The sequence below is a fragment of the Phenylobacterium sp. genome (assembly GCF_036821595.1).
In the GTDB taxonomy this organism is placed as follows: Bacteria; Pseudomonadota; Alphaproteobacteria; order Caulobacterales; family Caulobacteraceae; genus Phenylobacterium.
The window spans coordinates 1-9926 of record NZ_DAISJG010000071.1 but is presented as its reverse complement, the minus strand read 5'-3'; the positions used below and the strand labels follow the sequence as shown (position 1 = coordinate 9926).

At 71.3% G+C, this 9926-nt stretch carries 11 protein-coding genes and 1 tRNA gene; 7 read left to right on the top strand and 5 right to left on the bottom strand.

The genetic code is table 11. The features are described from left to right. Positions 1 to 602: 602 nt before the first annotated feature. The 4 genes from V7Z97_RS17560 (at position 603) to V7Z97_RS17545 (ending at position 2876) form a co-directional block, all read left to right on the top strand. Positions 603 to 1511: a MotA/TolQ/ExbB proton channel family protein gene (locus tag V7Z97_RS17560; protein ID WP_334164732.1), complete on the top strand. Its 909-nt coding sequence runs from the start codon at positions 603 to 605 to the stop codon at positions 1509 to 1511. Between the two features lie 5 nt (positions 1512 to 1516). Continuing rightward, on the top strand, positions 1517 to 1951 hold the full coding sequence (locus V7Z97_RS17555) for a biopolymer transporter ExbD (RefSeq protein ID WP_334164731.1): 435 nt from the start codon (positions 1517 to 1519) through the stop codon (positions 1949 to 1951). A gap of 12 nt (positions 1952 to 1963) precedes the next feature. Next, entirely contained in the window at positions 1964 to 2668 is a 705-nt protein-coding gene (locus V7Z97_RS17550; RefSeq protein WP_334164730.1) for an energy transducer TonB, read from the top strand. A 131-nt stretch (positions 2669 to 2799) separates the two neighbouring features. Continuing rightward, positions 2800 to 2876, top strand: a tRNA-His gene (locus tag V7Z97_RS17545). A 64-nt stretch (positions 2877 to 2940) separates the two neighbouring features. Here V7Z97_RS17545 and V7Z97_RS17540 read toward each other — a convergent pair. Further along, entirely contained in the window at positions 2941 to 4080 is a 1140-nt protein-coding gene (locus V7Z97_RS17540) for a tyrosine-type recombinase/integrase (protein ID WP_334164729.1), read from the bottom strand. Next, on the bottom strand, positions 4077 to 4364 hold the full coding sequence (locus tag V7Z97_RS17535; RefSeq protein WP_334164728.1) for a hypothetical protein: 288 nt from the start codon (positions 4362 to 4364) through the stop codon (positions 4077 to 4079). The genes V7Z97_RS17540 and V7Z97_RS17535 overlap by 4 nt, the downstream gene beginning before the upstream one ends. 86 nt (positions 4365 to 4450) lie before the next feature. Here V7Z97_RS17535 and V7Z97_RS17530 point away from each other — a divergent pair, with 86 nt between their 5' ends. Beyond that, complete coding sequence (locus V7Z97_RS17530; protein ID WP_334164727.1) at positions 4451 to 5938, top strand: recombinase family protein; 1488 nt, start codon at positions 4451 to 4453, stop codon at positions 5936 to 5938. 75 nt (positions 5939 to 6013) lie between these two features. Continuing rightward, on the top strand, positions 6014 to 6172 hold the full coding sequence (locus tag V7Z97_RS17525) for a hypothetical protein (RefSeq protein WP_334164726.1): 159 nt from the start codon (positions 6014 to 6016) through the stop codon (positions 6170 to 6172). A 7-nt stretch (positions 6173 to 6179) separates the two neighbouring features. Here the strand turns inward: V7Z97_RS17525 and V7Z97_RS17520 are convergent, their stop codons facing one another. The 3 genes from V7Z97_RS17520 to V7Z97_RS17510 all read right to left on the bottom strand — a co-directional run bounded on the left by V7Z97_RS17520 (position 6180) and on the right by V7Z97_RS17510 (position 9587). Continuing rightward, the gene (locus V7Z97_RS17520; RefSeq protein ID WP_334164725.1) at positions 6180 to 6824 is read right to left on the bottom strand and encodes a class I SAM-dependent methyltransferase; all 645 of its coding nucleotides are present in this window, start codon (positions 6822 to 6824) and stop codon (positions 6180 to 6182) included. 52 nt (positions 6825 to 6876) lie between these two features. Then, positions 6877 to 9018 (bottom strand): tetratricopeptide repeat protein, encoded by a 2142-nt coding sequence (locus V7Z97_RS17515; RefSeq protein WP_334164724.1) that lies wholly within the window; start codon positions 9016 to 9018, stop codon positions 6877 to 6879. A gap of 95 nt (positions 9019 to 9113) precedes the next feature. Next, the gene (locus V7Z97_RS17510) at positions 9114 to 9587 is read right to left on the bottom strand and encodes a hypothetical protein (protein WP_334164723.1); all 474 of its coding nucleotides are present in this window, start codon (positions 9585 to 9587) and stop codon (positions 9114 to 9116) included. 155 nt (positions 9588 to 9742) lie between these two features. On the opposite strand from V7Z97_RS17510, the gene V7Z97_RS17505 reads away from it, so the two are divergent. Next, positions 9743 to 9926, top strand: a 184-nt coding sequence (locus V7Z97_RS17505) for a hypothetical protein (protein WP_334164722.1), incomplete at its 3' end; no start/stop codon positions are given.

Below are 9926 nucleotides of genomic sequence, written 5' to 3'. Positions count from 1 at the left end.
AGCGGATTGAAAATCCGCGTGTCGGTGGTTCGAATCCGCCCCCAGGCACCACTTCTTTCTCCGGAAAAGATCAAACCGGCGGCGACTGCGTCTTGCGCAAGCAAAGGCGCTCCGGGGCGTCTCTTGGGCGTCGGCGATTCAGTTATGTGAGCTGCAGTATTCCACAACGCGGTTCCGCGGAAAGTTGCTGCATCGCAGCATGCAAATTCCCGGCGAAGTGGAAACACGTCGTAGAAAAGTTGGCCTACGCATTGTGCATCGCAGCACCATGGGTGGCAGATGAAATTTCACAATAGCAGGAAGGCTTCTGCCCCCTTGACGCCTTAATAAGGGGTTGCCAAAGGGTCGCAGCCGCACGTCTAACATAGCGGTAAGACTTCGGGTTCCTCCGGGAGTTCGGGGTCGCCTCGCGCCTTCGAAACGCCAATCTTCCACGAGCCGTTGGGAGTACGCGTTACGGGTCGGGCGCAGCGACAGCGGCTCTGTCGTCTCGGTCCGGTAAAACGGTTCGGGACGGCGGGCTTGTTTCAACTAGGGTGGAGACGCTCTCGCGCGACGACCCTCCGGCCAATCGTGCTAGACCAACCAGGAACTGGCGACAGATGCTCGACAACAAACTGAAGACCCCTTTCATCGCTCTCGTCGGCGCGCTGGCGCTGGCGGTGAGCGCGCCGGCGTTCGCTCAGGACGCCGCCGCCCCGGCCGCTCCGGCGGCTGACGCTGCTGCCGCTCCGGCGGCTGACGCCGCGGCCGCTCCGGCTGCCGCCCCCGCCGGTGAACCGGCGGCCGGCGAGTCCGCCGATCCGCCGACCATGAAGCACGCCGGCAAGCTCGGCATCGGCACCATGTTCATGGACTCCGACCCGGTCGTTAAGGTCGTGATGATCGGCCTGGTGCTGGCCTCGATCTTCTCGTGGACGCTGCTGCTCACGAAGCTGCTCGAGTTCCGCAACCTGAACCGCGTCACCGACAACTTCCTCGAGCAGTTCCGCGGCGCCAAGTCGATCAACGACATGAACCGCATCGCGCTCTCGGAAGAGTTCGACGGCAACCCGCTGGCCGACATGGCCGCCGCGGCCGCGCAGGAAATCGAGCTGTCCCGTCAGGCGGGCCTGCAGATCACCGGCGAGCACCGCGACACCACGATCATGCGCGCCCAGGCCGCCGTCGGTGCGGTGCAGGCCTCCCTGGCCCGCCGCCTCTCCAGCGGCATGCAGTTCCTGGCCTCGGTCGGCTCCAACGGTCCGTTCATCGGTCTGTTCGGCACCGTCTACGGGATCATGAACTCGTTCATCGGGATCGCGAACACCAACACGACCAACCTGGCCGTCGTCGCGCCCGGTATCGCCGAAGCCCTGCTGGCCACCGGCCTGGGCCTCTTCGCCGCCATCCCGTCGGTTATCTTCTACAACTACTTCCAGACGCGGATTTCGGCCTATGGCGCCCGCACTGAAGGTTTTGTCGCTGAGCTGATGAACGCGATCTCCCGGCAGCTCGACAAAGGAGCCTAAGCCACATGGGAGCAAAACTCTCGGGACCGAGCGGCGACAGCCGGTACCAAGAGGAGCAGAACGCGGAAATCAACGTCACCCCCTTCGTGGACGTGATGCTGGTTCTCCTGATCATCTTCATGGTGGCGGCGCCTATGGCGGCTGTCACCGTGAAGGTGGCCCTGCCCCCCGCGGTCGCGCCGCCTTCGACGAACCCGCCGAAGCCGGTCTACATCTCGCTCCAGTCCAACGGGCGGATCTTCATCCAGGACTTCCCGTCGGATCTCGCCACCCTCGGTGACGATCTCCGGACGAACCTGGGTGCGAGCCGTAACCCGACGAAGGAGCGGATCTTCATCCGGGCCGACAAGGACGTGCTCTACGGCGACTTCATGGGCGTTATGAACATGCTGCAGGACAACGGGTTCTACAGCGTGGCCCTGGTCGGCGAAGAACAGTGAGGACGGTGACGCATGGCTGATACTCAGGAAGCCGTCCACGTCCGGCACAATCCTTTCGACGACCCCAAGCCGAAGATGAGCAAGGGGGTCACGATCGCGATCGTGATCTCCTTCATCGTCCACGTGGTCATCGGCATCTACCTGTGGAAGACGCGGTTCGAGCCGAAGTACCGTGAGTACTCGGACGAAGTGACGGATGTGGCGATCATCAAGCCGGTGCCGCCGCCTCCGCCGCCTCCGCCTCCGCCGCCGCCGCCGAACACCCCGCCGCCGCCGCCGCCCAAGCTGCAGCCGCGGCCTCCGGTGGCGGTGCCCGACGTGCCTTCGATCCCGCCGCTGCCGGTTCCGCCGGTCGAGCGTCGGATCGAGGAGCCCAGGCCGCCGGCTCCGCCGCCGCCTGAGCCCCCGCGTCCGTCGGTGATCACCCAGCCGGACTGGCTCCGCCGTCCGTCGGGTGAGGACATGGCCCGGTACTACCCGGAACGCGCCCTGCGGATGGAGACCGAAGGACGGGCGACGCTCAGCTGCACGGTCAACGCCCGTGGCACGCTGGCGAGCTGCTCCGTGGCCTCCGAGGAGCCGGACAATATGGGCTTCGGCGACGCCGCGATGCGGCTCTCCAAGCTCTTCCGGATGCGGCCGCAGACCAAGGACGGTCAGCCCGTCGATGGTGGTACGGTGCGGATCCCGATCGTCTTCCGCCTGCCCAAGGGCTGAGCCGGACGATCCGCGACAAAGGAACCCCGGAGGTCACGACCTCCGGGGTTTTTTCGTTTGCCGAAGCCGAGAGTGCGCGCCCGCTTGATCGCACCGCCGGTCACGACTAGAACCGGGCGCTCGCGAAGCGCGCCGCCCTAGCTCAGTTGGTTAGAGCGCCAGATTGTGGCTCTGGAGGTCTCCCGTTCGATCCGGGAGGGCGGTACCATCGCAAGACCTTGAAAAGGCCGGAGAAACCTCCGGCCTTTTTTCAGTTCACAGACTGATTTTTGTCACTTTTTTCCACTTTTCCCATTTTCCACTTTTCGGAAGGCCTCCTCGCGGGCCTCCGCGACCCGTCGCGCGGCGGCGTCGGAAAGGCGGCTCCGGTCGGCCTGGCGGCGGTACTGGGTGAAGCTGTGGGCGCTCTGGTGGCCCATCATCGCCGCCCCCTCGGCGTCGCTGCAGCCCGCCAGGGCGAGCTCCACGCCGCGGGTGTGCCGCAGGCCGTGCAGGTCGTAGCGGTCGCTGTCGAGCCGGCCCGCCGCGTGCAGGACGGCGACCAGCTTGGCGAGCTCCTGGCCCAGGCCGTCCTCGCTGTAGGGGAGGCCGGCCACGTTGAAGACCAGGGTGGTGGTGACCACCGGCGCCTCGCCCGCGGTGATCCGGCGCCGGCGACGGACACTGACCGGCGCTTCCCCGGGGAGGGACTCCAGCCATCCGGCGAGCGCCGGATCCTCGGGGATGTCCACGTGGACGCCGCGCTTGCCGGAGTGGAAGCGGAAGCGCCCCTCGCGGCGGGCCGTGCGCGGGATCCGCACCAGGTCCCCCCGGCGCGCGCCCGTGTAGCGGGCGATGGCGACCGCGCGGGCGAGGCCCGGCCGCCTTGCGGCCAGGGCGGCCTCGATGACCGTGGCCAGCACCTCGTCTGACCAGATGCGGTGCGGCTCGCCAAGGGCGCGGGGGCGGCGGACCTGGCCGACCAGGGGGAAGGGGTCCCTCTTCAGGGTTCCGGCGATCAGGCAGGGCTTCAGGACGTTCTTGAGCACCTGCAGGCGCAGGTTGGCGGCGCGGTGGCCGCGGCGGGCCCAGAGGGCCTTCAGGCGGTCCACATAGGCCGGCGTGAAGGCCGCGACGGGGACCTTGCCCAGGTCTTCCTCGAACTCCTTCAGCATCAGCCGGTACTCGTACTGGGTGGAGGCCGCCAGGCCCCGGAAGTCGGGGCTCTCGAGTTCGTAGGCGCGCAGGGCGGCGCCGAGCGTGGCCGCCGGCGGCGCGGGGGGCGGCGCCCGCTGCGCCAGCAGCGCCTCGACGTGGGCCCTGAGCGCGGCCGGGGCGAGCCCGTCCGGTAGGCGGATCGGGGGCACGCCCTTGCGGCGGAGGTAGAGGTAGGTGGAGCCGTCCGCGCCGCGGACCTGTTTGACATGCTTCATGGCTCTCCAGACGCGCCGGGCGGGCCGCGACCCTGGCGCCGCTCCACGGCGGCCAGGGCGGCCTCGGCCGCCGCCGCCCGGGGCGCGAAGCTGGCCCTGCCGAGCCGCTCGGCGAGGGCCTCGAGGTCCGCGCGGCGCCAGCGTCGGGTGCGGGGCCCCAGGAGGATGGGATCGAGGCCTTCGCGGGCCAGCAGCCGCCGCAGGGCCCGTGTGGAGAGCCCCAGGTAGGCGGCGGACGTCCGGGCGTCCATCAGGACGGGCCACTGGCGGGCGGACAGGGACATGAACGGGGAACCGCCGGGGCAGGGGTTCGGTCCGGCCGGCGCGCAGAGACGTACGGTCGGCGGCGCGGCGGATACGGAGGCGCAGGGTGGACGCGGTGCTTGCGAGCGCCGCCATGCGTTCCACCCTGGCGCTGCCGGGCGACGAGGCCGCCCGGGCGATCGAACGGGAGGCCGTGATGCGCGCCGCCAGCTATCTCCGCATGTCGACGGAGCACCAGAACTACTCCCTCGCCAACCAGGCCGACGCCATCGCCGCGCACGCGGCCGCCCGGGGCTATGTCCTCGTCCGGACCTACGCCGACCAGGGGATCAGCGGCCTCAGCCTGCGCGGACGGGCCGGGCTGAAGCGGCTGCTGGCCGACGTGGTCGGGGGCCGGGCCGACTACGGGGTGGTGCTGGTCTACGACGTGAGCCGCTGGGGCCGGTTCCAGGACCCCGACCAGAGCGCCCACTACGAGTTCCTGTGCCGGGAGGCCGGCGTGGGCGTGGAGTATGTGGCGGAGCCCTTCGTCAACGACGGCGCCCTGGCCTCCACCCTGGTCAAGCACCTCAAGCGCGCCATGGCCGCTGAGTTCAGCCGGGAGCTCTCGACCAGGGTGAGCGCCGGCAAGCGGCGCCTCGCGGCGGCGGGCTACTGGGTGGGCGGGCCGCCCGGCTATGGCCTGCGCCGGCAGGCCCTCTCCGCCGAGGGCGTCCCCGGGCCCGTGCTCGCATCGGGCCAGCACAAGGCCATCCATACCGACCGCGTGGTGCTGGTGGCGGGCCCGCCGGAGGAGGTGGCCACCGTGCGCCGGATCTTCCGGCTGTTCGTGGCCGGGGGCCTGTCGCGGGCGGAGATCTCCCGCACCCTGAACCGGGAGGGCGTCCCCGCAGCGGAGGGCCAGCCCTGGACCCCGCACCGGGTGGCCGAGGTCCTGACCAACGAGAAGTACCTTGGCGTCGCGGTGTTCGGCCGCAGCGTCGGGCGCCTGGGGACGCCGGTGCGGCGGCAGCCGCCGGACAGCTGGGTGAGGGCCGCCGGCGCCTTCCCGCCCATCGTGGAGGCCGCCTGGTTCGAGATGGCCCGCCGCCAGGTGCGGGCCCGGCACCTGCGGCTGTCGGACGAGCGCCTGCTCTCGGACCTGCGCGACCTCCTGGCCCGCGCGGGGCGGCTCACGGCGGGGGTGATCGACGACGCCGAGGGGGTGGCCTGCGCCTGTGTCTACCGGCGCCGTTTCGGGGGCCTTATCCAGGCGTACGAACGCATCGGCTATTCACCGTCGGCGAAGCAGCGGCGGCTGGCGGAGGTGTGCCACCGGACCCGGCCGGATCTGCGGCGGCGCTTCGCCCGGCCGCGCCTGGACGAGGAGCTCGTGGAGGACCTGAGGCGGCTCCTGGCCCGGGAAGGCCGCCTCAGCGTGCAGCTGATCAACGCCGCGCCGGACCTCGACCAGGCCGAGACCTACCGCCGGCGGTTCGGCGGGATGCGCCGGGCCTATTCGCTCGCCGGCTACCGGCCCACCGAGGCCCAGGAGGCGGCGATGGACTCCCACGGCGGCCAGTGCATGTCCCGCCCCGATGCGCCGGGGGTGTGAGGCGGAAGCGTCGTCGCTGTATGAAAGATACAGTAAATTCTTGGAGGAGCGGAGGGTCTGGCGGTAGTCTCAGGCATGGCTCCCCGATCCTCGTCCCCGCGCCCCAGGACCTCCCTCTACCTGAAGCTCGGCGGCTGGCTCGAGGCCCGGGCCACCGGGTGGGGCGTCGCCGCCATACCGTTCGTGGTGACCCTGCTGGTGCTCGCCGAAGCCGCCAGGTGGTGGTTCGCCTGACGTCCGCCTAGCGCAGCGCGTACACACCCCAGAAGGACGTCGCCGCGGTGTTCTCGCCGACCCAGGTGGGATCCAGCGCGCCGAGGCTCATGGGCCTGAACATCTGCTCCAGCACCGTGCGTACGACGATGCCGTCCCGGCCCCAGGCGCCCTCGACGACGGGGACGCACCTCAGGTGGGCGTTGGCGACGAACAGCCGGGCGCCCGGCGCCATGGCGGCGCGGATCTGCTCCAGCGCCGCCACCGGATCGAGCGCGTGCTGGATCACCCAGCAGGAGAAGGCGCCGTCCACCCTCAGGCCGGCCGCGACCTGGCCGGCGAGCTCTTCGGGAGAGAGGGCGGCGAACCGGTCGGAGGCCACATAGTCCAGCGCCATGGCCCGCATGCTGGCGCTGATGTCGACGCCGATGACCCGGCAGCCGTGCCGTTCGATCAGCTCCTTGGAGAGCCGGCCTATGCCGCAGCCGAAATCCAGGATCGTCTGGTCCGGCTGCGGCATCAGGTGGGCGCCCAGCTGGGCGGCGATGTAGGGCGTCTCGCGCCGCCACCGCTCTTCGGTGCCCGTGTCCGGCTCCGGCGTGAGGATGATGCGCTTTGCGCTCTCGAGATCCGTGACGTCGAAGATCGCCGGGTTGTAGGTCAGTCTCGCCATGCGAGTGGATGTAGCGCCGCCCCCGGCTCCGCGCCATGCGGCCGTTCGGGCGTCAGGGACGATGCGCCGGCCCGGCGAGACGGCGTTGGAGCTCCGTCGCCACGGCGGTGACGACGGGGGTCCAGTCCCCGTGGCGTTCCTGCCGGAACAGCCTCACCGAGGGATACCAGGGGCTGTCGGCGCGGCCCTGCATCCAGCGCCAGTCGCTGCGCAGGTAGGGGAGCATCAGGAAGGTCGGCTTGCCCATGGCGCCGGCGAGGTGGGCGATGGCGGTGTCGACGGTGACCAGGGCGTCGAGCTGTCCGATAACCGCGGCGGTGTCGGCGAAGTCGCCCAGCGGCTCGCTGAGGTCGACGAGCGGCCGGCCTAGGGCTTCCAGGGGCGCGAGCAGGTCCTTCGACGGCATCGAACGGTGCGGGTTTGGCGTCGGCCGACCTTTCCAGACGACGCCGATGGCGCCCTCCGGGGCATGGCCGGCCCATTTGCGGCGCCGGTCCTCGGGCGCGGTCAGGTAAGGGGCGGCGGGGATGGTCCCGGGCGTCACGCCCAGCTTTCCGGGGATGGAGAGCGGAAGGGTCCAGTAGTCCGGCTGCGGGAAGGTGGTCTCGGCGGACTGCTCCACGACCTCGACGCCGAGGGTGGCGAAGAGGGCGGTGAGTTCGGGCGGGGCCACGAGCGTGACGCGGGCGCCCTGGTCCCGGAGGAGCGCAGCGAACCGGGCGAACTGGATCTGGTCGCCGAAGCCCTGCTCGGGCCAGATCACCAGGGAGCGGCCGGCCAGCGGCTCGCCGTTCCAGCGGTTCGGCATCTCCAGCGGCTCGGCGTTCTGGCCGGGCGTACCGATGCGGCTCTCGTAGAGCGGCCAGCCTTCCTCGAACCTGCCGAGGCCGAGCAGGAGCTTCGCCATCTCGGTGCGCAGGCTGGGCGTGTCCATCGGGCTCGCCAGCGCGCGACGGTAGGGCGCTTCCGCCTCCGCCCAGCGGCCCACCGCGTTCAGGAAGCGGGCGAGGGCCAGGTGCGCCCAGGGGGCGTCGGGCTTCAGCGCCAGCGCGCGACGCAGTTCCTGCTCGGCGTGGGCGAACCGACCCAGCTCGAGCAGGGCGGACCCGTAGTTGGCGCGGGCCTCGGCGCTCTGCGGGGCGGCGGCGGTGATCGGCGCCCACAGGTCGGCGGCGGCGGGGAAGTCGCCGGCGTCCTGCAGGCGCATGGCCTCGTGGAAGGATTCCAGGATGTTCGCCTGGGTGATCTGGCGAGTGGGGGCGGCCGCCGCGGGCGCACGGGCCACGACATCCCGGATGACCGAGGCCCAGTCTCCGGGCGAGGGCTGCCGGAACAGGGTCATGCCGGGATACCACGGACTGTCGGTCCGCCCGCGCAGCCAGCGCCAGTCGGCGAGGTGGGGCAGGAGGAGCCAGGTCGGCTTGCCCATGGCGCCCGCCAGGTGGGCGACGGCGGTGTCGACCGTGATCACCAGGGAAAGGCCGGCGATGATGTCGGCGGTGTCCTGCAGGTCCTTCGCCCCGGTGTCCTCGGGCGCGAGGCTCCGCGCGCCGGGAAGCGCCAGCAGGGCCCGGGCCGCGTCGTCGGGCAGCGAGCGGCCCGGATCCGGAGCCGGGCGTCCGCGGACCATCACCCCGATGCCCCGGCCACCCTCGCGGCCGGGCAGGTACGGGGCGGCGGGCAGGGTCTGCAGCGTCACGCCCAGGCGGCCCGGAAGCGAGCCGGCCATGATCCAGTAGTCGTGGCGTGGGATCTTCACCTGGCCTGAGGCCTCGATGACCTCGACCGGCAGGTGGCGGAACAGGCGCGCCAGCGGCGGCTCCACGAGCATGCTGACGCGGGCGCCCCGGTCCGCCAGGGCGCGGGCGAAACGGCCGTGCATGATCTGGTCGCCCAGCCCCTGCTCGAACCACACGAGGATCGAACGGCCCTCCAGCGGCTCGCCCCGCCATTCGGGGAAGGAGAGGGCGGGCTTCACGACCCGGTCCCGCGGCCGCTCGAAGCGCACGTCGTAGAGCGGGAAGCCTTCCTCGTATTTCCCCTGGGCCAGCAGGCTCAGGCAGAGGTTGTCGCGGGCGTTGACGAGCCCGGGATGGTCGGCGAGCAGGCGGCGCCAGATCGCCTCGGCCTGGGCGTCCTCGCCGGCGCGCTGCAGGGCCACGGCCGCGCGGAAGGCGGTTTCGACGGAATCCATGCGCGCCGAAGTATCACAGAGGTCGCCTTTGTCCCGAGGCAATCGCGGCGGATCTCCGCGTCGCGCGCGCCAGGCCCGGCCCGGCCCGCGGTCCCCTAGAACCTCCGGCCCTGCGCCTCCTCGGGCGCCTTCTCGCACACGCCGGTGAAGCTCCCGAAGGTCGCGTCGCCGGTCAGGCGGTCGACCAGGAGGCGGGGGCTGCTGATCAGTCCCAGCTTGACCACGCCGCGTATGCTGGTGTCGCTGACGGCGAGTTTCTGGACCGGCCACCAGCCGTCCTCCCCCGCCTTCCCGAGCATCGGCTGGAGGCCCGGCGGCACCTTCACCCGCGCCTCGCCGTCGCGGATCACGACGCTGAGCCGGGCCGGGACCGTGTCCATCGTGTAGCCGCTGACGCGACCGGACTGGCTCCGGCCGGCGGAGCCGAGGTCGACCCGCCGCTCCTCGTGCCGCACGACGTCGTGCTGGCCCGTGCACACGATGTTGAGGTGGAGGTCCGCGGTCCCTGCGGAGGAAGGATCCTGCGCAGCCATCATGGCGACAGTCAGCGCGATCATCATCATGCCCATGGCTCCCCCCTCCGCCGGCAGGGTAGCCCGCGAGTCGCCGCGGCGGAAGCTGCCCGCGGAGCGCCACGGGCGGCGAGCGGGCGGAGCCGAGGAGGTGGAGGAGGGGGCCCCGGGAGGCGCCCCGGAAGCGCGGGGTGTCAGCCGTGGAGGGCGCCATGCGCGCCGGATCGCCGAGATGTTCGCCGGGCTCGCCCCGGAGCGAGGAGACGGAGAGGGCGCGGGGCCGGGAGGCGCTGCAGGAGTTGCGTGTCCGCGTCGACCGCTCGGGCCTGGACTCCCTTTCCGCGGAGGAGGCCCTTACCCTCTTCCTGGCGCGGGCGGCGGGCCCCGCCGCCGCGC